The organism is Variovorax sp. F042 (genome assembly GCF_057814215.1).
Genome location: NZ_JBVASX010000004.1, coordinates 422,124 through 446,065, shown reverse-complemented (window position 1 = coordinate 446,065; position 23,942 = coordinate 422,124). Strand labels below are relative to the sequence as shown.

General features: G+C 59.8%; 19 protein-coding genes and 1 pseudogene. 9 read left to right on the top strand and 11 right to left on the bottom strand.

Translation table 11 applies throughout. The annotated features are described in order from the left end of the window. The first annotated feature begins 30 nt into the window (after window positions 1-30). A complete protein-coding gene (locus ACZYSP_RS17445; protein ID WP_489015512.1) occupies window positions 31-1,623 on the top strand; it encodes an HNH endonuclease in 1,593 nt (530 codons plus the stop codon). Between the two features lie 178 nt (window positions 1,624-1,801). Further along, window positions 1,802-2,938, top strand: coding sequence for a hypothetical protein (locus ACZYSP_RS17440; protein ID WP_489015510.1), 1,137 nt, complete (start codon window positions 1,802-1,804; stop codon window positions 2,936-2,938). A gap of 772 nt (window positions 2,939-3,710) precedes the next feature. Here ACZYSP_RS17440 and ACZYSP_RS17435 read toward each other — a convergent pair. From ACZYSP_RS17435 to ACZYSP_RS17385, 11 genes and pseudogenes are all read right to left on the bottom strand, one after another. After that, window positions 3,711-4,862 (bottom strand): hypothetical protein, encoded by a 1,152-nt coding sequence (locus ACZYSP_RS17435; RefSeq protein ID WP_489015508.1) that lies wholly within the window; start codon window positions 4,860-4,862, stop codon window positions 3,711-3,713. A 9-nt stretch (window positions 4,863-4,871) separates the two neighbouring features. Beyond that, window positions 4,872-5,750: a phospholipase D-like domain-containing protein gene (locus ACZYSP_RS17430; protein ID WP_489015506.1), complete on the bottom strand. Its 879-nt coding sequence runs from the start codon at window positions 5,748-5,750 to the stop codon at window positions 4,872-4,874. 1 nt (window position 5,751) lies between these two features. Continuing rightward, window positions 5,752-6,948: a hypothetical protein gene (locus tag ACZYSP_RS17425; protein ID WP_489015504.1), complete on the bottom strand. Its 1,197-nt coding sequence runs from the start codon at window positions 6,946-6,948 to the stop codon at window positions 5,752-5,754. Further along, complete coding sequence (locus tag ACZYSP_RS17420; protein WP_489015502.1) at window positions 6,926-8,350, bottom strand: ATP-binding protein; 1,425 nt, start codon at window positions 8,348-8,350, stop codon at window positions 6,926-6,928. The genes ACZYSP_RS17425 and ACZYSP_RS17420 overlap by 23 nt, the downstream gene beginning before the upstream one ends. Then, window positions 8,301-10,205 carry an ATP-binding cassette domain-containing protein gene (locus ACZYSP_RS17415; protein WP_489015500.1) on the bottom strand — a complete coding sequence of 635 codons (1,905 nt, stop codon included), beginning with the start codon at window positions 10,203-10,205 and terminating at the stop codon, window positions 8,301-8,303. The genes ACZYSP_RS17420 and ACZYSP_RS17415 overlap by 50 nt, the downstream gene beginning before the upstream one ends. A gap of 920 nt (window positions 10,206-11,125) precedes the next feature. Continuing rightward, window positions 11,126-11,911: a winged helix-turn-helix domain-containing protein gene (locus ACZYSP_RS17410; RefSeq protein ID WP_489015498.1), complete on the bottom strand. Its 786-nt coding sequence runs from the start codon at window positions 11,909-11,911 to the stop codon at window positions 11,126-11,128. A 145-nt stretch (window positions 11,912-12,056) separates the two neighbouring features. Further along, entirely contained in the window at window positions 12,057-13,340 is a 1,284-nt protein-coding gene (locus ACZYSP_RS17405) for a dienelactone hydrolase family protein (protein WP_489015496.1), read from the bottom strand. A gap of 46 nt (window positions 13,341-13,386) precedes the next feature. Continuing rightward, the gene (locus ACZYSP_RS17400; protein ID WP_256330825.1) at window positions 13,387-13,911 is read right to left on the bottom strand and encodes a flavin reductase family protein; all 525 of its coding nucleotides are present in this window, start codon (window positions 13,909-13,911) and stop codon (window positions 13,387-13,389) included. Then, window positions 13,885-15,120: pseudogene (locus tag ACZYSP_RS17395) on the bottom strand (styrene monooxygenase/indole monooxygenase family protein); the annotation flags it as partial. The gene ACZYSP_RS17400 and the pseudogene ACZYSP_RS17395, both read right to left, overlap by 27 nt. 14 nt (window positions 15,121-15,134) lie before the next feature. Continuing rightward, on the bottom strand, window positions 15,135-16,373 hold the full coding sequence (locus ACZYSP_RS17390; RefSeq protein WP_489015494.1) for a styrene monooxygenase/indole monooxygenase family protein: 1,239 nt from the start codon (window positions 16,371-16,373) through the stop codon (window positions 15,135-15,137). A 28-nt stretch (window positions 16,374-16,401) separates the two neighbouring features. After that, on the bottom strand, window positions 16,402-17,193 hold the full coding sequence (locus tag ACZYSP_RS17385) for an SDR family oxidoreductase (protein ID WP_489015492.1): 792 nt from the start codon (window positions 17,191-17,193) through the stop codon (window positions 16,402-16,404). A gap of 178 nt (window positions 17,194-17,371) precedes the next feature. Between ACZYSP_RS17385 and ACZYSP_RS17380 the strand changes: the two genes are divergently transcribed. From ACZYSP_RS17380 to ACZYSP_RS17350, 7 genes are all read left to right on the top strand, one after another. Next, window positions 17,372-18,379 (top strand): AraC family transcriptional regulator, encoded by a 1,008-nt coding sequence (locus ACZYSP_RS17380; RefSeq protein ID WP_489015490.1) that lies wholly within the window; start codon window positions 17,372-17,374, stop codon window positions 18,377-18,379. Between the two features lie 191 nt (window positions 18,380-18,570). Further along, window positions 18,571-19,353, top strand: a complete 783-nt coding sequence (locus tag ACZYSP_RS17375; protein WP_489015488.1) for a GntR family transcriptional regulator — start codon at window positions 18,571-18,573, stop codon at window positions 19,351-19,353. A 21-nt stretch (window positions 19,354-19,374) separates the two neighbouring features. After that, on the top strand, window positions 19,375-20,580 hold the full coding sequence (locus ACZYSP_RS17370) for an ABC transporter substrate-binding protein (protein ID WP_093078259.1): 1,206 nt from the start codon (window positions 19,375-19,377) through the stop codon (window positions 20,578-20,580). A gap of 12 nt (window positions 20,581-20,592) precedes the next feature. After that, entirely contained in the window at window positions 20,593-21,465 is an 873-nt protein-coding gene (locus tag ACZYSP_RS17365; protein WP_093058989.1) for a branched-chain amino acid ABC transporter permease, read from the top strand. Next, the gene (locus ACZYSP_RS17360; RefSeq protein WP_093058990.1) at window positions 21,462-22,442 is read left to right on the top strand and encodes a branched-chain amino acid ABC transporter permease; all 981 of its coding nucleotides are present in this window, start codon (window positions 21,462-21,464) and stop codon (window positions 22,440-22,442) included. Before ACZYSP_RS17365 ends, ACZYSP_RS17360 begins: the two co-directional genes overlap by 4 nt. Further along, window positions 22,435-23,196 carry an ABC transporter ATP-binding protein gene (locus ACZYSP_RS17355; RefSeq protein WP_489015485.1) on the top strand — a complete coding sequence of 254 codons (762 nt, stop codon included), beginning with the start codon at window positions 22,435-22,437 and terminating at the stop codon, window positions 23,194-23,196. The genes ACZYSP_RS17360 and ACZYSP_RS17355 overlap by 8 nt, the downstream gene beginning before the upstream one ends. Beyond that, window positions 23,193-23,903 carry an ABC transporter ATP-binding protein gene (locus ACZYSP_RS17350; RefSeq protein WP_489015483.1) on the top strand — a complete coding sequence of 237 codons (711 nt, stop codon included), beginning with the start codon at window positions 23,193-23,195 and terminating at the stop codon, window positions 23,901-23,903. The genes ACZYSP_RS17355 and ACZYSP_RS17350 overlap by 4 nt, the downstream gene beginning before the upstream one ends. Window positions 23,904-23,942 lie beyond the last annotated feature (39 nt).

Here is a 23,942-nt window from a genome sequence, read left to right as displayed (position 1 = left end):
CATATAGACAGACAGAATAAAGAAGTTTCCATGCAAGTCTGGAAGTTAATTTCCCACCATGAAGACCCCGCGACCGCCTTCGCGGCCAATGTGGTGCAGGGACTCATCGCTATTGGATGGAACAACGTGGGCGATCTGATGCTGCGGCGCCCTGTCCAGGCATCCGAGATCGGTCGTTGGATTCGTGAGGATCACCCGATGCTGACGAATTCACAAACGGGCGGTCCCAGCTTATGGAACTTCTATGCCGAGATGGAAGAAGGTGACTACGTCATCGCGAGTGGCCTGGGCCGTTTTCGCGGCGTTTTTCAGATCACAGGCCCCTATGAGTACCGGGACGGCGACAGCACGGTATTTGGATATGCTCATGTGCGGCGGGCGCAACTGACTGATCTCGATGCCCGTGCACTGTGGGAGGCTTCTGGCAGCAAGGTCAGCAAAGGGCATTCAGTCCAGTGGACCGCCGCGCTCTGCCAAAAGACCGAGTCCGCCGCCGAGATGATCAGTCGCTACTCAGACCGGGATGCGGGTGGCAGCCCAGCAGGCGTTAGCAATCAGCGGACCGGCGCAGCCGTAGCGAACGGAGCTCGTCCATCCACCTGGCACGATTGGGTACAAGCTGCGGAGATTTCATATCCGGACTGGCAGATGGCCGGACGGGGGCTGGCGGAGCGCTTCCCCCGTGAAGAGGGGTCTCGAAGGGTCCGCAGCGAGACTATTCAAGACGAGGGCTCCGCATACTGGATCAAGATCAGCCGCCCGTTGCCGGGCGTCCATCTGATAGCGTTCAAACTTGACAAGACTGATATCCGAACCAAGGTTCTTTTGCGCGTCTGGGTAGATGACGAGTACCCCGAGGTCTACAAGCGTTTTTCCCGCGGGCCACGGTTTGCGCTGGATAGGGCGGCCACGCCCGCGACGGTCGCTGCGCAACCTTCACGCGGCTTCGAAGCGGACCTGAAGCGCCAACAAGTTTCGGTGACTGGCGTGTGGTACAGCGTCGAACTCGCCGCGCTAGGCAGCCCCGGCAACCAAGTTCTGGAAAACTTGTTCGGACAGTTCTGCGACTATGCGATTGCCTGCCACCGCCAGATGCTTTCCCCAGAAACGGAAGTATTCACCGCACAGGAAAGCGAAGCGGCGGAACAGCGCGAATGGGAGCTGGACGAGCAGGCGATCGCCGCAATCGAATGCCTGCACATCTCGGCGACTGAAAAGCTGGCGCTCATCAAGGCACGCGTCAACCAGTCGGGATACCGGCGGCGGCTGCTGGACCGTTGGGACAGGAAATGCTCCGTCACCGGATTTCCCCACCCAGACCTGCTCATTGCATCGCACATCCTGCCCTGGAGCGCATGCGCGACGGCACGCGAGCGCTGGGGCCCCGACAACGGGCTGTTATTGCCGCCGGGCTTGGACAAGGCCTTCGAGCTCGGGCTGATCGGATTCGACGACCGCGGCAAGCTCCTGCTATCGAAGCGCGGGCACCGCTTAGACATACAGTCTGCACTGAGTATCAAGCCGACCGATTGCATCCGCGACTTCCATCAATATCCTGGGCTGATTGCCTATCTTAGGCGCCACCGCGAGATCCACGCGGCTACGCTAAGCCAAGATATCTGATTGTCGCGGCTATATGCCGTGGACTCGGTGTCGCACTTACTATCGGCCCTGAGTGAACAGCCGCCTCTGACAAAAACGGCGCTCAATCTCTGCTCAGAGATACTCATATATCTGCACCATGAACATAGGGCTTACTCCATCAGAGCGACTGGTCAACGAACTCAGCATAAACAGCTTCATGCGCCTCTGGACCCATCCGAATCCAGTAGGCAAAGGCGGAAAGGAACTTTGCGACTGCCTAGTGGTTTGCGGGCCGCACATCATCATCCTTTCGGTCAAAGAGATCGAATACCGAGACACAGGAGACGCTGTTGGATGGGCACGGTGGCAGAAGGCTGCCATCGAGAAGTCCGTGCAACAGATTTGGGGCGCCGAACGCTGGCTGCGCGTCGCTGATAGCGTGATTCGGAAGGATGGGCGCGAAGTTTCACTTCCACCGAGGACGGAACGCCAATTTCATCGGGTAACTGTATCCCTGGGCGGTAGAGGCAACGCCCCTCTGAAATGGGGTGATTTCGGGCACGGTTTTGTTCACTTGCTCGACGAATACAGCTTAGAGGCAACCTTTAAAGAACTCACCACTATCACTGACTTCGTCCGCTATCTCTCTGCTGCTGAGAGCATCTTTGAACGAGGGGTAAGACCGCTTTTTATGGGTGCTGGCGCCGAAGATCTAATGGCGCTCTATGTCCAGCACGGCGATGATTTCGGTCTCTTCGATCCGGACACCGGAGCACCAGCACTTGCTCTTATCCACGAAGGCGTGTGGGAGACTTTGACGAAGCAGGCTGACTATCTGGCACGAAACAAGGATTTTGAGACATCCTACGCGTGGGATGAACTGATTGAGCACTTCGCGTCCGACCTGCTCACTGACGGCATGTTCGACATGTTCCGAAAGGAAGTCACCGAGAACGAACTGGCTCTCGTTGCCATGGCACTGCAACCACGAGGTCACCGCGCAAACCTCGCGGATGCCTTCTTGGACTTCTTGCGACCCAAGCACAAGCTGGTGGCTGCCCGTGTCATCGTTGCAGACAACCAGACTGCATTCGTATTCACAACGGGCGACTCGACCAAAAGAGACGGTCGCGCACACGAACTGATGTTGCGTTGTCTTGTTGTCCGAGGGCGCTGTCAGTCAGTGCGGACCGTCATCGGTATTGCCACGAACCGGCCCCAGAGCAGAAAGCGCGGCCACTCGTCGGACATCGTCTACTTGCATATGCCGAACTGGGACCCGGCTGAGAATGACAAGATCAATGCGATCCAAGCCGACCTAGGCTACTTCAAGAATACCAAGTGGCCAGCCTAACCATATCGACTTGGGCCGTCTATTCGAGCACCCATGGCGTCGAAGGTGCCGCGCGAGCCTCCTCAACCCGCTCGGACTAACCGAGCTGCTCTTTCTTGTATTTGAGGCCGCTCCTGCGGTGGCATTGATCGTTGTGCCCGACCTACGGCTTGAACGTCGCCCGATACATCACCGCCTCGTGCCGACAGCAGGGTTCGGAAGGTGTCTGACTCCAAAATGCATATGCGCATGGCGTGAGCCAGAGCAAACGCCGCATCAACTATCGGCTCGCTTCCTGCACTTTCTGTTCTTGCAATGAGGCTGAAGCAGCACAGCCACAGCGCTTACTGGTTGACTACTGTGAAGCAGGTGTCTCCAAGGCAAAGCGTCACAGCGTAGCCCTGCCTGGCGCGTCGCGTCTTGGGCCTGATCAATCGAACGATTGAGATCTTTGATCGTATCTCCGCTGAGCACAAGACGACCCAAGGTGCCCGAGCGAGAGTCATGACACAACTGAAGCGTGAGCTGCGCCGAGTGCCTGCGACGCGGACCTTTTGAGGGCATGGAACCATTCCATCTTTCTCCAGTGGGCCAGTCGCGATGAGGTTTACCCCCACCCTAAGGTCAGCGATCACCGGAATTCAACAGATTGCAACCTTTAGCCGTAACGCCGGCTTCAATCGATGGATGAGCACAGGAGGAAACCGCAGCCGTGGATCTCAACCTCAGCGCGTGCTCGCTTAGCAGACCGGTGCGTCAGTCCGATTGGCCCGCAAAGCCGCTGCCTTGTAGATCAAAGTAAGTCTTCGAGTATTCCGCTCGCGTCTAGCTGCTGTACCGTAATTGCGCCCTTGCTAGGATCCAAATCAGCTAGGCGTGCCTCTTCAATAAGTTGCTGAAGCACATTCACAATTTTACGAGGCGTCCGAAATGTTACTGCCCCTAGCACAGCGTCAAGGGCCTCCGATGTAAAAGGAAAGGCTCCCATAAACTGAGGATCATTGCGCTCTACGCGCATTGCATCTGAATCCATAATTTCCATCGCAAATTCAACTGCGGCTTGTCGATCAAGCGGGGAAAAAGATATTTGCCGCCCCATTCGCGAAAGCACAAACTCAGTAAATACCGTGGGAATTTGCTCAAGCTCCGCAGACAAAGCCAACACCAATCCGAAGCAATTTGGACACATGTCATACAAATGCCTGATCAATTCATTTACTTCAATGACCTCTTTTGCCGAAGCATTTACCAAGACGTCGAGCTCGTCGATCATCAAGTAAACCGACTGCCTAAAGCGTGTCGTTGAGTTTTTGAAACGCAACTCTTGTACAAAAAGATTGACTACACGAGTAAAAAGTAGCATCGCCTGATAGTCAGATCTATCTCTTGCAAGATAATCCCGAAGAGCATCTCCCTGCAAAGAATATATTTCTTTCGCAAAATTGAAAAGCTCGGTAGGCGGAATCAACCGCTCAATGACAAAATCGTCCGCCGTATCGGCCCCTAGATCATGTTCGTCGATGTACTGTTTAATTGCTCGCCCAAGATACTGTCTGAAATTAAAAACATCTTCGACAAAAGATGTTCTCGCAACAAGGTCATCCCGTAATGCCGCCGCAAATGTAAGCTTACCCTTGTCCTTTTTAAGCGTCGGGATGTAATAAGCCGATGAAGCTCCGAATTCTTTGAATTCACTTATCCAATGCAAACTCCACAAGAGAGCATGAGATTTTCCAGTGCCATAAGGGCCATACAAGAGCAACCCATTTGTATTTCCCACCTGCTCAGCTCTAGAGCGTGCAATAAATTTTTCCAAAAGAAGCCGCTCACGCTCCTGACCAGCCCAAATCGCAAGCCGCGGATCGTCTTCAAATGTTGCCTGTGACCTAAAGGGGTTAGCCTTCAAATTAGAAAGCGCATAATATTGCGCATTTGTCATTGGCATGATTTTCCTTCATTGGATGTGGCGTTGCGCCACGTAGGTAACAAAATCGACCGTGTCACTGCTAAGGTCAAGACAAAACTCCATTGCGCCATCTACATCATCTTCATTAATTTCGTAGCACAATTCTTCTTCTGCGGTAAGGGCGTCCGGATTTTGATGATTCAAGCCGCGCTCTGTAAGCTCGGCCGAGCCGACTATGGCCATCGTCTTTATATGAGAAAGCTCTTTATCAAGCTGCTTCTCATCTACCTCGAAGTAGTAAAGGCGTGCATTTAGCCGATTGTGAAATCTGAGGTCAACGCCACGAGCTGCGAGCCAGCGATACGCGTTGAAGTCGCTGTCTCGGGGCGGGCATGTGATTACGGTAACCATCGCACCAAACTCTTGCGCCCTATCCATCAAACTTCCAATTATTCCGGTTGGAGCAATCAGATTTGTTGATAGCTTCGGGCTAACCAGTATGAGACTCTTGTGCGGCACTAGAGAGCGCGAAGAAAGAACTTCACGTAGAAAGCGCGGCTTCGTAGACTTTGTGTAGCGAGGATTTCGATGGTTTTCTGCTGCATCTACCCCACTCGGAGTCACGCCGATCGGAACTCCCCGAAGCGGCTCAACCGGAGCCTGCAGCCGATCTTCAACTTGGTGCCTGCCAGCTCGATACCAAAAAATGTCATCACCGCGGCGAATATAAATCGCGCGATAGTAGCTTGGTTTTTGTGAAATATACCGGATAAAAGCATCCTGAATTCCCTTAAACCGGTGGTCATCCATTGCTGGATCAAACTCGCCAGCAGCATTACAAACTTTAGCCATGACCTTTCCAGCAAAATGCGCATCAGGATGCTCAGCCAAGTCTTTTATAAACTCTTTACAAAAGTAAATTGTCATATCAGCGACTAATAGATAGGGCGAGTTCAACAAGCCTAGAGGGTCTCGCGATCACCCTTGGCGAATCAAGCGATTGTTCTTTTTTAATGAGCGCCGGATAATCTGGAACCTCTTGCATTCCAATAGACAGCCCCAGCAAACAACGATATGCCACGCGAATCGAGACCTCGTTCCTCACAATGCTTCGTGACTTATTGAGCGAATGAAACTCTCTGATAACCGAAATGATATTTGAAATTTCTTTATCGCCACCTTCGCGATTTCTTTCGCCAAACAAATTAAGCCCGCGACCTACTAACAGCATGAACTCCCACGACGACAAAAGTGGGACGGAACTTGGAAGGGTCAGCGTAGAGAACAACGGAGTTTCCAACTCATGTGCCAGCGGCCAAGTCGCCATGCACGTGGGGCCTGCGTACCCCGCGTCCGCGAGTGACCGTAGTAACCGCCTTCCAGTTGGACTTAACGCTCCCCCTTCCTCACATAGGCCCAAAGAAATTGCCCAAAATCGCCGACGGCCTAGGGTTTTTTCAATGTAGTTTTCAGATATCCTGATATCTGGCCGCCCGAATTCACCAGCAAGCGGCCCTAACTGCCGTCTTTCAGGTGCGGAAATCAACGGGCCAAAGCGTGATATATGCTTTCCGCGGCTTCCTGGATTATTTTCTTGAACTTCAATGGTTACAGCTCGATAGATTGCTGCACGCTGCTGGTTTGTGCGGAACACACTTTCGAGCACTGTCCACTTGTGCTCAACGAGTCTAAAAACGTTGGCCGAGAATTCTTTCGGTTCAAATTCCGAAGCCAGAGCATTGAGGAAAATATCCCCATCGGCACGAATAAGCGCATGAGTCAGATAGAAACGTGCCGCCAATTCGAAATTGGCTTCGGATAATAATTTCTTCGCAATACCCAACGCCTCCCCTAGCTCCAAAACGCCGACATCACCGCCATTTAAAAAGCATACATCTATAGCACGAAAAAAATCGAGAATGTGCTCATTTTGCGGCTCAAGGCCCCATCCTTCTGGCTTGGGATTATGCAAAAGCCTCTTAAGATCTCCAACGGACAAGGAGTCCTTTTCAGCATAAATCCGTGCAAAATCTTTTAATCTCTCAAGCGTATTCTCCAGACCGACCGAGTAGCCGATCTTTCGCATGAAGATTGAAAAATCGTTAGATTGGACTTTGGCCGCCATGAGCAGTAATCCTGGGTCGCATCTGAATAAGAACAGCTCGACTAGTAGCGTGATCTCCGATAAAACACTGACCAGCCTCCAGCAAGCGCAATATGTCACCAAATTCCGCGACCTTAGTTCCACTCACGCGCATTCCTGTTAATATTTTTGTTGGAATTCGAGCGATTGCCGCATTAATGTCACTTTGAAATGTGAGGCGATGCGAGAATGATAAATTTACTTGACTTAACACGCGATCATCAACCGCAGAAGGTTGCTGCGTGGCTAAAACTAGCGACAAACCGGCATCACGGCCTCGCTTCACATATTCAACGAGCGCTTCTCTTGCCGGGGAGGCTCCCTGCGCGGGACACACTACATGTGCCTCGTCTACAAGTAGCCAAACGCGACTTGGAAGTTTTTTTCCGACCACCTCTTTTTTAAAGAAATCAGAGACGCGCCGCTGCTGGTGATAGCGCCCCATGATTGTAAAAAGCTGGCGGGCAAGCAATGCTGTCACGAGTGCTTTATCTTCGTCCCTTAAGTCCCGCAACATAAATATGTTGCATTGACCCGCGACCAACAGATCTTCAATATTTATTCCGCTCGCGCTGAACAATGCCGTTCGAGCATAATCTGCCAGCCTATAAATTACGACATTTCTCGATGTTTCCGCAATAGTGGTGTTGAAGCGCCCCTCACGCAGAAGGCGAATCATTTCCTCCACCTCAAAATTTTGGCCCGCTAGCTTATCTAGAATTTCAGCGAGTAAATGTCCCTGCGGACTGTAGACCTCTTGTCCGAGCAAGCCGCACCACTCTTCATGAAGAACATCGCGTGGTCTCAGTTTGAGCGGAATTTCGTCGCCCATAAAAGAAACCGCCCCCGGAGGCACAAAGATTCGAGTCTGCGCAAGGGGATTGGCGGTCAGATTCCACTCGGTTAGCTGTTCCAGTTGACGCGCGCCTTCGTCACCTTGTGGTGCGTACCTTAATGTCCAAAACTGACTTTGAGTGTCAATCAAGAAAGTGGAAACGGGAGTAACGTCTAACGAGATTGGAGACGGCGCGGTTAATGTGTTTAACCCCTCCAACAAGACCCCCAAGTCCATGCTTTTGCCCGACCCGCGTGTTCCAGTTATGTAGGCCACGTGAGGAAAGCTTGTATCGAGATAAGCATCAGCGCCGAGCAAGCTTGAGCCTGTTGCTGTTTCCAAAACTTTCCCAAGATATATAAGATCTTGAGGTTGCGGATGCCCACTGCGCCCAAATATTAAATTACGCCCTTTAGTTATATAATTACTTTTTACGATCGGATCTAGAGCAGTATATGGACTTTGCTCAATGATTTTTCCAAAACTTTCCGACAACTTATTAGAGAAGGCCATCTGCGTAATCCCTCCAAGATCCAACAATTGCTTCACGCCCAGTTCTAAGAACTACCACTTTTGCTGGATGGAGCGCATGTATAAAGTGACCATGGTTTGCAGCTGCGACGAATGCAATACGTTTTTCTGCTCTGACCGTGTGACGCAACCGGCTAGCAACAATGCGGGCGGACAGAGGATCAAGATCGGAACAAAATTCATCAATTAGCCATACATCATCGTCGCCAAGCAATAAATTAGCAAGCATCGCCCGATATCGCTGCCCTCGACTCAACATATCAAATGGTTTGAGAAAAAGAAGCGCCTCCGAAAGGCCTACACGCGACAGTGCATCAAATGCCCGCTCGGCGCCATGTTGCTCGGCGAGATATCCGAATAACGTAGCGTTGGCTGGAAAAGGTCGCAGCCAGCCGACTTTATAGTTCTTTGGAAAAACACCGCCTCGTACTGTAACGGTGCCCTGCTTCCAACTAGGATCAAGGCTCGCTAAAAAAAGGCTCTTTCCACATCCACTTGCGCCCGCAACGAATGTAACTGTGCCTAGAGGTGCCGTAAAATTTACAGACCCTGTCAGTCTCTGAATTAGTCTTTCCGTGACAATACCAAAGCTTGTCATAACAAGACGGTTATGCTCTGTTGGTGGAATTTTGTAATTCGACCATATTTCAATCTTACGCAACTCTATTTGATCTGGGCGCTTAGACTGCGGATTAGAAACTTTCTGAGGCTTGTCGACAGCAGCTTGCTTAACAAAATCGTCTGAGAACTTATCGAGCCCCACCACATAATAGGGGATGGGTGATCGTATTACTGGTCGAAGCGCGAGCCACTCGTCCTTGCTCATTGCTGCAAATGGATTGGCCAATGCAAGTAGTTCAGCAATACGTGCTTGCAATGACTCAAATGAGTCTCCCGTAAGCTTCCTATACTCCTCAAAGGCCGCGTAATATTTTCGCTGAGCACTCATGATTCCGGATGCGCCCTTTGCTCCACCGCGAATGCTTTTAAGATCTTTCGCAATTCTTTCCCAGTTTCCCTCCGTATTTCCAAGATAATGGAAACCACATCCAGAAACGAAATCGATATGGCGAAGCATTTCCGCTGAAATTTCGAGGAAGAGTGGCCGGCGGCCTGCGACGTGCCAGCGCTCGCGTGCGAATTGCATTGCGGCTCGGACGAGAGTTGCAGATAACTTTCCCCCTCTGTATTCTGGGTGAACCACAGTGCGAGCGATTCGCACTATCCGGTTTACGTTGTCCTGCCCTCCTCTACGCCAGGCATCCCATTGCACTCCAGAGGGGTGCTGGAACGGACGATCAAAGGCGACGTGCCTGGGCTTGGCCATTAGCAAGGGCATTTGAAGCTCTACGTAGCCGACGGTTACCCAAAGTCCGTTTATCCTCATTTGGGCCAGTAATACTACGCGACGCCCTCCCACGCCTTTTTTTGTTCCATTTTCTAAATCAGTGAAATCCAGTCCCCGATAATGAAATGCTTCTAAATCCGCATGATCCTGGTGATCGTTAGCCGTCAACGGCTGGATAATTCTTATAGAAACCTCTTCGGCCGCAAACGGGACTGCGTATTCCGTTTCAAAAGTCGGTACGACGGGTAACGCATCTTGATTCTCTGCTGCGATAATCCAGACGCGGCGCTCCAGTCCTTCCCTCACACGAATGCGGTCACCGACGCCTATAAGGGCATGTCGATGAAATTCCATGTCGATGGGACCTTTTTTACCATCAACAACAACTCGTTTCGAATTTTTATTCGACGAAACCCGAAGGACGGTGTACTCACGTTCGTTTTTTGCGTCAGCCTTGCGCATTTCTTGATCTAACAATTCGGTGGCGGCAATCTTTGTGAAGGAGTTTTTATTTTTTATGCTCATTAATTTTTAAAATACTGTTCTCAGAGACGGCGCGAAATTCAAATTTGAGGTACATCGTCTTTAAGTTGAACTAGGACGCACGTACGAGCAGGCTCGGCTCAGAGTGCCGTTGCCTGCATTGACCAATCGACACATACCTCACAGGCCGCATTCGGTTTAATCAAGTCGCTTTTGGCAAAGATGAGAGTGACCTATCGGCATACGCAGCTGTGAAGCGAGTGGCGCGAAAACTCGGGGCATTTGGGCGACTCACGGGCAACTGCGGTCGGAGAAAAATTGGGGCGCTTGCTACTCGTCCGATGAAGTCAGCCCCTATGGCACTTGGTTCCCTTCTACGCGCCTGCGTCGTCTCTTGAGAGTAGCACCCGTCCTGTTGAAACTCGCAGCCTCGCGAGCCGTTCTTGGAACGACGTTTTCATGGCGTGCCGACCAGCGCATTTTGCTCTCATGCATCGACTGCAGCAGGAGTTACGTCCCGCCATTCTTGTCGCCGTAGCCGCTGCTCGCGGGTGGCCTTGTCGTGTTGAACAGGTTAAGCCACGAGGTGACCCACCTCACCCCGCGCCGTGGGCGCCTCTCCCTACGTCGCCCGTGTCCTTCCCGACAAGTCGCGCTGGAATGCTCCGCGTTAGCCGTCAGTGTTGAGGCTGTGTCGCCGAGCCGAAGCGATGGAGCAATCGCTTAGCTTTTTCCCCACTGACTGCGTACTTTGGAATTTGTCGGTATCTATGTCGGTACTTTTCAAGCCTCCGCCTTGAAAACGGCGTTTCCACGGATTTAAGTAAGGTCTATTCGATCCCCTCCGGGGCCAATTTCCAGTCTCAAACCTCTCCAAATCGTCCTGTGACTTGAGGCAAACCGCGACACGCAGTGTGCGTTTTCGCCCCTCTCTTCAACCCGCCTGTCCACCTGCTCTTGCTCTACAAGGGTTCGGTACGTTCCTCGAGGACGTACCCCTCGCCTCGCACCGTATGCAGCAGCTTCGGCTCGAACGGGGCGTCAAGCTTGCTGCGCAGGCGAAGGATGGCTACGTCGACCACGTTGGTCTTGGCATTGAATTCCATATCCCAGACGCGCCTGGCGAGTTGGGACCGTGAAAGTACCTTGCCCTGGTTGCGAAGCAACACCACCAGCAACGTGAACTCCATCCTGGTCAGTTCGAGTTCGGTCCCATCGCGGGAGAACTTTGCGCGCCGCTCGTCGAGCTCCAGATCGGCCAGGCGAAGCACCGGTTGCGGGCGTACACCGGTGCTGCGGGCCAGCGCCTTGACGCGGGCCAGCAGTTCGGAAAACTGGAACGGCTTGACCAGATAGTCGTTCGCTCCAAGCTCCAGGCCCGCTATGCGAGCGGCAACGCTGTCGCGTTCGGTCAGAACCAGCAGAGGTGCATCCGTCTTGCGCCGGATCGTTCGAACGGCATGGGCTCCGTCCTGGCCAGGTCGCATCGAGTTCAGGAGGATGAGCGCGTAGTCCTGTGCGATGGCCGGGTTCACGGTTGCGTTTTCGCTGTTCACGATGTCCACGGTGAAACCGTTTCTCTCCAGTCCTTCGTTGAAGGTCTTGCACTGGGTCGATTGATGGTCGATGAGCAAGACCCGCATGGGGTCCATGTCCTCGTCGAGCTCTGCGCTGCGTGCATGGCTGGTGCCGAGAAACGAGCCGCTCAGTGCGGTTTCAAAAGGAAGCGGGGAAACATACAGTCGCACAAGTTCTCCTGTTCCAGCGCCCAGGTGGAGCCGTTGCACTTTTATATGCATCGAGGAGTTATTGATCTAATTCATCATTTCTGCCGATGAGGCGGCGTTGCCTCTCTGCGTTCGCAAAGACGGTGTTCGAATGCCCGACCTGGGCTTACGTGGTCTGTGCGTAGATTTCCAGGCTCGCTTGCCCACCTCTGTTACCCAAGTACATCAGGGTGTTCGACGGCAGCGTCTCGTCCAGCAGCTTGCGCGCCGTCTCGATTCCGGCCACGGGCAGCAGCTTCGCATCGAGCAGGCCCACCTGCACCAGCACGCTGGCCTGGTCCCAGTAGATGTGCTCGTGATAGAGCTTGTCGCCGCGGAACTTGATGACCGCGAGCAGCGGCACTTCCACGCGCTTGCCCGTAGGCGCAACGCCCGGGAGCATCCACGGGATTTCGGTGGTGTGGGTGAAGCAGAACAGCATCTCGTCCACCACCTGCGTGGCGCCCACCGTGCGCGAGATCGGCACCAGCGAGGTGTCGGGCGGATTGCTGTTGACGAAGTGGTTCGTATAGAACGCATGCAGCGCCTTGTAGCCCACGCCGCCGGTCATGGTCGGGATGTGGTTGACGTACGGCTCGGCCACCATGGTCGACATGGTGTCGTCGACGTTGCGGGTGGCGAACTCGTATTCGCAGTGCTTGTCCCACAGCGCCGAGAGGTCGTAGTGCGGGCCGATGGCGTCCTTCAGCGTGGCGATGCTGCGCTCGTGCGCCATCAGCGCCGAGGGCTTGTGGAAGTGCTCGCCGCCTGCGCGTGCGAAGGCGTGGTCCATGCCGGGGTACACGTACAGCGAGACACCGGGCCGGCCCCGGAGCGTGGCGACGATGCGGTCGCGCGCCTCGGGTGGGCAGAACTTGTCGAGCTCTGCGATGTGCAGCGTGAGCGGGCGCTTGATCTTGTCGGCCTCGTCGAGCGCGGCGTCGATGCCCACGCCGTAGTAGCCGACGGCAACGTCCGCATCGGTGCGGCAGGCCGCCAGGTAGGCCAGCTTGCCGCCCAGGCAGAAGCCGAGCACGCCTACTTTGGCGTCCTGCACTTCGGGGCGCTGGCGCAATGCGCTGATCGAGGCCTGCATGTCCTCCATACCCTTGGCCTCGTCGAAGCCGCCGTAGAGCGCAAAGGCGCGCTGCCAGTCGTCTGGCGAGTAGCCCAGCTCCACGTTCGGCTCCTGGCGCCAGAACAGGTCGGGCACGAGCACCACATAGCCTTCTTCGGCGTAGTAGTCGGCCACCTCGCGCATCGTGTGGTTGATGCCGAAGATTTCCTGCGCGAGCACCAGGCCCGGGCCGCTGCCCGAGCTCGGCACGGCGAGGTAGCCGCTGAAACTGCCGCTGCCGTCGGTGGCCTGGATGCGGATGTGGTGCGTGGCGTCGGGCGCTTTTTCCTGCATGTGAACTGCTCCGTTCAAGGGTTGGATGATGGTGCGGGCCGTGCGCTCATTGCACGCATTCCGGGTGTCGCGTGGTCACCTGGTAGTAGCCCGAATGAAAGACCAGCGGCTCGCCGTCGAAGCGGTCGTAGCGCTCGACTTCGCCGATGAAGATCAGGTGGTCGCCGCCGTCGTACTGCTTCACGTTGCGGCAGATGAACCGGGCGATGACGCCACTCAGCAACGGCACGCCGGCCGTGCCTTCGCAGCAGTCCACCCCGCCGAACTTGTCCGCCTGCGGCGTCGAGAACTGCCGCGACAGGTGGTGTTGATGTGCCGCCAGCACATTGATCGCGAAGTGGCTGGCGCCGGTGAAGTCGGCCACGCTCGGCGCCTGCCGGGCCAGGCTCCACAGCACCAGCGGCGGGTCCAGCGAGACCGAAGAGAACGAATTGGCGGTCATGCCCACGCGACGGCCGTCGAGGGCCCGGGTCGTGATGACGGTCACGCCGGTGGTGAACTGTCCGAGGGCCTTGCGGAAGTCGCGTCGGTCGAAGCGGTCGACAACCGCCTCGCGCGCCCGGGTTTCCAGAAAACGGTCTGCCTCGACGGCATCGAACCACCAGGGCGCGAAGATGCGCGGATCATCGAAGCCGTTGACGATGGTGCTCGCAACCGCGGGCATGTGAGTGGCGCTCTGCAGCAGCTTCAGCAGGTGCGGCTTCGGCGGCGCGAGCAGGCTGTTCGTCCAGTCGGTGGCCCAGCGGGCATAGCCTTCCCAGTAACGGTCGAAGGTTTCCTGCATCCACGCGGCGTCGAACGGTGCGTCGCCGTGTTCGAGGATCCGCTTCAGGTAGATGTCGGCGCACTTGGCTGCGTTGTTGGCGCCCTGGCCGGTGATCGGATCGTTGAGCACCACAGCGTCGGCCAGCCCCAGCACCTTGCGCCCCGAAGGCAGCGTCGCCACTGGCTTGCGCACCGTCGGCGCGAAGCGGCCCGCGAGGATGCCGTTGTCGTCGCTCAACTCGATGTTCGTGCAGCGTTCCGCTTCCCACGGCAGGAAGGTGTCGAGAATCCATTTGCTGCGCGCGAGGTGTTCCTGCGGCGTCTTCACGTCCGCCCAGCAGTCCATCGGGCCGCCGGGCACGCCTTCGAACACCATGATCTCGCAGGGCCCCGTAGTGGTCAGCGCCGGGAACACGAAGTACTCGCCCACGCCGGGAATGAGGTTGAAGCACACGGCCGAGCACGGCTCGCGCGGCTTCATCCCCTTCACATAAGTCAGCGCCAGTGCGCGCTGAGGTCGATCGAATGGCGAGCGCTCCGTGTCGCGCTCGAACAATTGCGAGATCTCGCCCTTGCCGCTTGCAACGACCACAAGATCGTGGGTTGCGGCGCAAGCCTCCAGCGCATCGAGCCCCACCTCCTGCAGCACGAGCCGCCCGCCGCGCTTCTCGAACTCCACCATCCAGGCGGGTATCTTGAGCCGCTGGTCGATCGACTGCGCAGGCCCGTCGAGCCTCGCGCTCCATTCGAGGGCCTTGCCGCCTTCCGGGTTGCGCACCGTCATGCCGATGCCCTCCACCGGTGGGCACTCGCCTCCCCACCAGTCCAGCGCCAGCTCGCGCTCGGTCTGCAGCGCGGTCTCGAACATGCACTGGCTGGACATCACCGGCCCTTCGAAAATCTCCCTCGCCGTGCGGTTCGAAAAAACCGTCACCTCGTGCCCCGCGCGCTGCAGGCCGAGCGCGAGCTGCAGGCCGGACTGTCCGGCGCCGACGATGGCCACGCGTCGCTTCATGCGTTCGCTCCAGGCTATGCGACGGACGCGCAGGTTTCGATGTAGCGGTCCGCCTCCGCGGGGTCCGCGAACCACGGGAAGAAGGTGCGCGGATCGTCGAACCCGTTGGCGAAGGCACTGGCCAGCGGCGGCATCGCGCCGGCGGTGCCGAGCAGCTTGAGCACGTGGGGCGGCGGCGGTGCGAGCAGCATATTCGTCCACTGCGTGACCCATTGCGCGTAGCCGAACCAGTAGCGGTCGAAGGTCTGCTGCATCCACGCGGCATCGGCCACGCCGTCGCCGCGTGCGAGGATGCTCTTGAGGTACGTGTCGGCGCACTTGGCCGCGTTGTTGGAACCTTGCCCCGTGATCGGATCGTTGAGCACCACCACGTCGGCCAGGCCCAGCACCTTGCGCCCCGAAGGCAGCGTCGCCACCGGCTTGCGCACCGTCGGCGCGAAGCGGCCCGCGAGAATGCCGTTGTCGTCGGTCAGCTCGATGTCCCTGCAGCGCTCGGCCTCCCATGGCGTGAAAGTGTCGAGGATCCACTTGCTGCGCGCGAGGTGTTCCTGCGGCGTCTTCACGTCCGCCCAGCAGTCCATCGGGCCGCCGGGCACGCCTTCGAACACCATGATCTCGCAGGGCCCCGTAGTGGTCAGCGCCGGGAACACGAAGTACTCGCCCACGCCGGGAATGAGGTTGAAGCACACGGCCGAGTACGGCTCGCGCGGCTTCATCCCCTTCACGTAGGTCAGGGCCAATGCACGCTGCGGCTTGTCGAAGCTCGACTTGTGCGCGTCGCGCTCGAAGAGCTTCGAGATCTCGCCCTTGCCGCTGGCCACCAGCGTGAGGTCGTGGCTTTGCGTACAGGCCTCGAGCTCGTCGATGCCCGCGTCCTTGAAGACGAGTTCGCCGCCCTTCTTCTGGAACTCGTCCATCCAGGCCGGGATCTTGACGCGCTGGTCAACCGACTGGGCGCTCGAATTCAGCCGTGCGACCCAGTCGATGGCCTTGGCCCCCTTCTGCTCGGGATGCGGCACGGCCAGCCCGATGCCGTCCACCGTGGGACAGTCGTGCGCCCAGAAGTCCAGGCCCAGGTCGCGCTCGATCTGCAGCGAGGTGTGGAACATGCACTGGCTCGACATGACCTTGCCACGGCGGATGTCTTCGCCCGTGCGGTTGCTGAACATCGTGACCTCGTAGCCTGCCGCGAGCAGTCCGAGACCCAGTTGCAGGCCCGACTGGCCCGCGCCGACGATGGCGATTCGCTTCATTGCTTGCTCCTTGATGCTCCGTTCGGAGCTAGTCCATCAACTTGGGAATGGCGGGCACGGCCTGCTCGGGGCCCATGGCGGCATAGCCGCCGTCCACCGCGTAGTCGGCGCCGGTCACGAAGCTCGCGTGGTCCGAGCAGAGGAACAGCACGACCTGCGCCACCTCGTCCGGATCGCCGACTCGCCCGAGCAGATGGAAAGGCGCGGCCACGCGGTCGGTCTTGGCGCGGTCACCGCCGCTGAGGCGGTCCATCACCGCCGACCATGTCCAGCCCGGCGACACGCTGTTCACGCGGATGCCATCCGGCGCCAGGTCCATCGCCATGTTGCGGGTGAGCTGCGCCATGGCGGCCTTGCTCACCGGATAGAGCCAGCGCCCCGTCTGCGCCACGCGCGACGAGATGCTCGTGAAATTGACCACCGCCCCGCCGCCGGCCGCCACCATGTGCGGGTGCACCGCCTGCAGCATCGCCACCGCGCTCGCCACGTTCACGTTGAACGAAGTGAGCCAGTCGGCGCGCGGTGACTTGAAGCCGTCGTCCACATACGAGCACGCAAGGTTCACGAGAAAGTGCACGCCGCCGTGCTGCGCGGCCGCCTGCGCCACGCAGGCCTGCACTTGCGCGTCGTCGGTGATGTCGGTGCGCACGAAGCGCACGCCGGAGCCGAGTGAATCGGCCAGTGCCTGGCCGTTGACGGCATCGATATCGGCGACAACGACCTTCACGCCGGCCGCGTGCAGCGCGCGCACCACGCCGGCGCCTATCAGTGTGGAGCCACCGGTGACGATGGCGCTCCTGCCTTCGAGTCCCTTGAACATGACGCTTGCTCTCCTCGGTTGATCGGGCAGGCCGGCTGGCCTGTGGGGCGAACGTTATGAGCAAGCAGGCGTTCGGCGAATCCCGCAAACGCAGGCCCTGTCCCTGGCGCGCAGGTTTTTGTCGAGGGGTGATCCGAATTGTGGGTGGGGATGGTTTTTGCTAGGGTGACTGCGCCCCATGGAAACCGTCACGACCCCACCGCTGCCGCTGCAGCGCTACCGGCTTTTCGAGAGCCACGACATGGACGAGGCCCGTGAAAGCGTGGCCCGCGTGTTCTGTCCGCACGGCCTGGTCATGCTGCGACCCCGCACCGAACTCGACGCCTGCCACCACAGCGCGCGGCTGCATCGGGACGTGAGCCTCAATTACGTGCAGTACGGCCCCGGCGTGCAGATCGACCCCGGCTACCTGCAGGATTTCTTCCTGTTGCAGATCCCGTTGCGCGGCGGCGCCGAGATCCACTGCGGCGCGCAGCACGTGGAAGCGACGCCCCGTCTCGCATCGCTGCCCTCGCCCACCGAACCGCTGTCGATGCGCTGGGCCGACGACAGCCCGCACCTGATCGTCCGGCTGGCGCGCTCGGCGCTGCTCTCGCGGCTCGAGTCGCTGCTGCAGGCCCCCGTCAGGCAGGCCCTGGTGTTCGATCTGGGCGTGCCGCTGGACAACCCCGCGCTGGCGCCGGTGGTGCATTTCATCGACTATCTGCGGCTCACGCTCGACGCCGGCAACACGCTGCAGGCCGGCGGCCCTTTGGCCGAGCATGCCGAGGCGTACCTGATGGCGAGCCTGCTGATGTCGGCGGGGCACAACCATTCGCGCGCCCTGGCCGGCGAAGCGCAGCGCAGCCTGCTGCCGCGCGTGGTCCGCAGGGCGCAGGAATACATGGCAGCCCATGCCGATGAGCCGCTGTCGCTGGCCGACGTCTGCCGCGAAGTCGGCTGCAGTGCGCGCGCGCTGCAGCTGGCGTTTCGCCAGCACGCGGGCCAGGGGCCGATGGAGTTTCTGCGCGAGATCAGGCTCGACCGGGCGCGGGCCGAGTTGCTGGCATCGGCCGGCGTCGTCGCAGTCGGCGTGCGAGAGGTGGCGCAGAAGTACGGCTTTCTTCATTTGGGCCACTTCGCGGCGCAATACCGCGCCCGCTTCGGCGAGCGGCCGTCCGAGACTCGGGCATCGCGCGCCTTCTGATGCGGGCGGGGGGCCGACGCTTGCCCGGTGCCTGCCTCCCCCACCCTGTTCGATGCCCCCGCTTCGTCGAGGGTCTGAAACGCCGCATCGACGGTGCGCGATTCCACCAGTCTGGCCCGAGACCCATCTCGATCTCAAATGTCCCATTGACAGAACATTGAAACTGCAAAAACATCAAAGGCATGTCGCAAATGCCTTTGCCCAAATATCACCAGATCTACTTGGTCCTGCGTGAACAGTTGCACGAAGGGCGTTTCGCGGAGGGCCTGCCCGGCGAGCTCGCGCTCATGGCGCAATTCGGTGTGGCGCGCGTCACGGTGCGCCGCGCACTCGAACAGCTGTCTTCCGAAGGCCTGATCGCGCGCAACCCCGGCCGCCGCACGCGTGCCCTGCCACCGCCGGTCAGCGGTGAGAGCCCCGGCACCAAGGGCATGGAACGCGCCAATCTGCGCGGCCTGCTCGAGAACCTGGTCACCATGGGCCTGCACACCTCGGTCAAGGTCATCGAGGTCGCGACCATCACCGCCTCCACCCAGGTGGCCGAGGCGCTGCAGCTGCAGCTCGGCGACCCGGTGCAGAAAGCCGTACGCGTGCGTTCCACCAAGGAGGGCCCGCTCTCGCACATCACCACCTACGTGCCCGACACGATCGCGCGCCGCTTCGGCCGCCGCGAGCTGTCGAAGAAGCCCATCCTCGTGCTGCTCGAGGAGTCGGGCGTCAAGGTGGGCCGCGCGCATCAGACCATCTCCGCGCGCCTGGCCGACAACGTTCTTGCACAGCACCTTCATGTCTCGGTCGGCTCGGCCCTGCTCGCGGTGCGCCGCCTGATCTACGACGAAGACGAGCGGCCCGTGCAATGGCTGCACGGCCTCTATCGCCCCGATCGCTACACCTACGAGATGCAGCTCTCCCGCGTGGGCAGCATCGACGCGAAGGTGTGGGTCAGCAAAGACGTGTCAGCCCAGTTCAACTGAAGAGAAAAGGAAAGCCCCACCATGCAGAACCGCCGCCGTTTCGTGTCGCAGTCCGCCGCCCTGGCGACTGCCGTTGCCTTCCCGCTCGTGGCAGGGGCGCAGCCCAGGACCGTCAAGGTCGGCGTGCTGCATCCGGTCACCGGGGCACTGGCCTATTCGGGCCAGCAATGCCGGCTCGGCGCGCTGATGGCCATCGAGGACATCAACGCCGCGGGCGGCATCAAGTCGCTCGGCGGCGCGAAGCTGGAGGCCCTGCTGGGCGATGCGCAATCGCAGCCGCAGGCCGGCTCGGCCGAGGTCGAGAAGATGAACGAGGCCGGCGTCTCGGCCATCGTCGGCGCCTATGCCTCGGCCATCTGCCTCGCAACCACGCAGGCCGCGGCCAAGTACAACCTGCCGCACGTGGTGGACGTGGGCGTGGCCGACCAGATCGTGGAGCGCGGCCTGAAGAACACCTTCCGCTTCGGCCCGGGCTACAAGAAGTCGACCGAGGTGGCCATGGCCAACCTGCTGGTGCTCAACAAGGCCGCGGGCAACCCGGCCAGGACCGTGATGATCATCCACGAAGAGTCGCTGTTCGGCGCCGGCACCGCACAGCTGCTCTCGCGCGAGCTGCCGGGCTACGGCTTCGAGGTGAGGGAGGTGGTGAAGCACGCCAACCCCACGCGCGACTTCAACAACATCGTGCTGCGCATGAAGTCGATCAACCCCGACATCGTGATCCCGGCCAACTACTACAACGAATACGCGCTGCTGGTGCGTACCATGCAGCAGCAGAAGGTGGTGCCCAAGGCGATCTTCTCGGTGCTGGGCGGCGCGGCATCGAGCTACAAGTTCGTGAAGGAATTTCCGGATGCGGCCAACGGCATCATCGACTGCAACCACTGGTTCAACCCGAAGGACAAGCGCGCGCAGGACCTGCGCAAGCGCGTCGAGGCCAAGGGCCAGTTCTTCAGCTACGAGGTCTTCATGACCTACACCGCGATGTGGCTGCTGGCCGATGCGCTGGAGCGCGCCAAGTCGACGGAGCGTGCCGCAATCGTCGACGCGCTCGAGAAGAGCACCTTCGGCAACCACTTCATGCCCTATGGCCCCACGAAGTTCGTCAACGGCCAGAACGAAGGCGCGCAGCCGCTCATGACGCAGGTGGTGAAGAACGACATCAAGGTCATCATTCCGCGCGACTATCGCGAGGTCGAGCCGGTGTTCCCGCTGCGCGCTGCCTGATCGGAAGGCAGGATGTTCGATTTCGGCATTCTTTTCCCGTCGGTCCTGAACGGGCTGACGACGGGCGCGGTGTACGCACTGATCGCGCTGGGGCTTACGCTGATCTACGGCGTCCTGCACATCATCAACTTCGCGCACGGCGCCAGCCTGATGCTGGCGCTGTACGCGGTGTACTTCCTCAAGGAGCGCCTGGGCGTCGACCCCTACCTTGCGTTGCCCATCGTGGTGCTCGGCATGTTCGCGCTCGGCTACGCGCTGCAGCGCGTGGTCATCAACCGCGCGGGTCACGGCAAGGACGAGAACATCCTGCTCGCCACGCTCGGCATCGCCATCGTCATGGAGAACCTCGCGCTGCTGTTCTTCAAGTCCGACACGCGCAACATCGACACCGCCTACTCGCTGAGCACCGTCGCCATCGGCCCCGCGATGATCGCCGTGCCCAAGCTCGTCGCCTTCGCGGGTGCGCTGGTCGTCTCGGGCATCCTGTTCTGGATCATGGGCCGCACCGACCTCGGCCGCGCGATCCGCGCCGTCGCCAAGGAGAAAGAGGGCGCCAAGCTCATGGGCATCGACGTCGACCATGTCTACGCGATGAGCTTCGGAATCGGCCTCGCGTGCCTCGGGGCGGCCGCGTGCTTCCTGCTGCCGGCCTACTACGTCAACCCACAGGTCGGCGGCGGCTTCGTGCTCGTGGCCTTCACCATCGTCGTGCTCGGCGGCATGGGCAGTTTCGTCGGGGCGCTGATCGGTGGCTTCCTCGTCGGCGTGGTCGAGTCGCTCGGCGGGCTGTACCTCGGGGAATCGCTCGGCCAGATCGGCATCTTCGCGATCTTCATCGGCGTGGTGCTCTTCAGGCCACAGGGCATGTTCGGAGCCAAGGCATGAGCGCGGGCCTGAAGCAACTCGCGGGCATTGCGCTCTTTGCCGTGCTGGTCGGCTGCGTGCCGTTCGTCACCACCTCGGGCGTCACGCTCAACTTCGTGATGATGGCGCTCTACGCCACGCTCATCGCACAGGCCTGGAACATCCTCGGCGGCTTCGGCGGGCAGTTCTCGTTCGGGCATGCGCTGTTCTTCGGCACCGGTGCGTACATCCAGGCGATCGCGCAGCTGCAGGGCGGCATCAACGCCTGGGCCGCGCTGCCGCTCGCGGTGATCGGTGCCGCACTCGTCGGCCTCTTCATGGGCGCCCTCACCTTCCGCTACGGCCTCAAGGGCTCGTATTTCGCGCTTGTCACGCTGGCCTTTGCCGAGGTGTTCCGCATCCTTGCACTGTCGGTCGACTTCACCGGTGGCGGCGTCGGGCTCATGGTGCCGCTGCGCGAGTCGGTGGCCAACCTGCAGTTCTCGACGCGCGCTGGCTACCTCTGGGTGGTGCTCGCGATGGTCGTCGCCGCGCTGCTCGTGACCTGGTGGCTGCGCAACGGCCGCTTCGGCGCCTACCTGCAGGCGGTGCGCGACAACGAGGATGCGGCGCGCGCCGTCGGCGTCAATCCGTTCCGCGTCAAGCTGGCGGCCATCGGTCTGTCGGCAGCCTTCATGGGCGCGGCCGGTGCGTTCTACGTGCAGGTGTTCCAGTACATCGATGCCGGGATCGCCTACGGCCCGGCCGTGTCGATCGAGGCGCTGGTCGCGGCCATCGTGGGCGGCATGGGCACGATGTGGGGGCCGGTGCTCGGCGCCGTCGTGCTGCACCTGCTGTCGGACTTCACGCGCAACCTCTTCGGCGAACTGCCCGGCATCAACATGGTGATCTACGGCACGGTGCTGGTGCTCATCGTCATCTTCGTGCCACGCGGCATCGCGGGCATCGGGCTGTCGGTACGGCAGCTGTGGAAGGCGAAGGGAGACCGCAATGACTGAAGCCCTGCTGGCCATCGATGGCCTCTCGCGCTCCTTCGGCGGCCTGAAGGCCGTGCAGAACGTGAGCCTCTCGGTGCGCGAGGGCAGCCTGAGCGCGCTGATCGGCCCGAACGGCGCGGGCAAGACCACGCTGTTCGCGCTGATGTCCGGTTTCCTCAAGCCCGACACCGGCACCGTGCGCTTCGCGGGGCAGGACATCACCGGCCGCGAGCCGCACCGCAACGCCGCGCTCGGCATGACCCGCACCTTCCAGATCGTGAAGCCCTTCGCCGCGCAGACCGTGCGCGAGAACATCGCCGTCGGCGCGCACCTGCATGTGCGCGGCCGCGCCGAGGCGCTGCAGAACGCCGAAGCTGTTGCGCTGCGCGTGGGCCTCGCGCCGCAACTCGACAAGCCCGCCTCGGACCTCACCGTGGCCGGCCGCAAGCGCCTCGAACTGGCCCGCGCGCTCGCGACACGGCCGCGCCTGCTGCTGCTCGACGAAGTGCTCGCCGGTCTCAACCCGCAGGAGATCGCCGAGATGATGCCGGTGGTGCGCGGCATCGCCGACAGCGGCGTCACCGTGCTGATGATCGAGCACGTCATGCAGGCCGTGATGCACCTGGCCGAGCATGTGTGGGTGCTGGCGCAGGGCCAGTTGATCGCAGAGGGCACCCCGGCGCAGGTGACTTCCGACGACAAGGTCGTCGAAGCCTATCTGGGCCACGGCACCGCGGCGCGGCTGCGCAAGGCCGCATCGGGAGTTGCAGCATGAGCGCACTGCTCGATATTCAGGGCCTGCGCGGCGGCTACGGTCGCTTCGAGGTGCTGCGCGGCGTCGACCTGCACGTGAACGCGGGCGAGATGGTCGCGCTGCTCGGCAGCAACGGCGCGGGCAAGTCCACGCTCAACAAGATGGTCTGCGGCCTCTGCCCGGCCTGGGGCGGCACGGTGCGCTTCGACGGCAAGGACCTGAGCGGCGCGCACTACCGCGACGTCGTCAAGGCCGGCCTGATCCAGGTGCCCGAAGGCCGCAAGGTGTTTCCCAACCTCAGCGTGCGCGAGAACCTGGAGCTCGGCTCCTTCACGCGGGCACGCGAGCGCCGTGCGGCGAACCTGGAGAAGTCGTTCCACATCTTCCCGCGGCTGCGCGAGCGCATGGACCAGCACGCCGGCACCATGAGCGGCGGCGAGCAGCAGATGCTGGCCATCGCGCGCGGCCTCATGGCCGAGCCGGTGCTGCTGATCCTCGACGAGCCCTCGCTCGGCCTTTCGCCGCTGCTGGTCGAAGAGATGTTCTCGCTGATCCGGGAATTGCGCGACGGCGGCCTCGCGGTGATGCTGGTCGAGCAGAACGTCGGCCAGTCGCTCGAAATTGCCGACCGCGCCTACGTGCTGGAAAACGGCAGCGTGCGCTTCTCGGGCCTGCCCGGCGAGTTGCTCGGCAGCGACGAACTGCGGCGCGCGTACCTGGGGCTCTGAGCCCTCAAAAAAAGCACCCCATCTCCCTGGAGACACAAC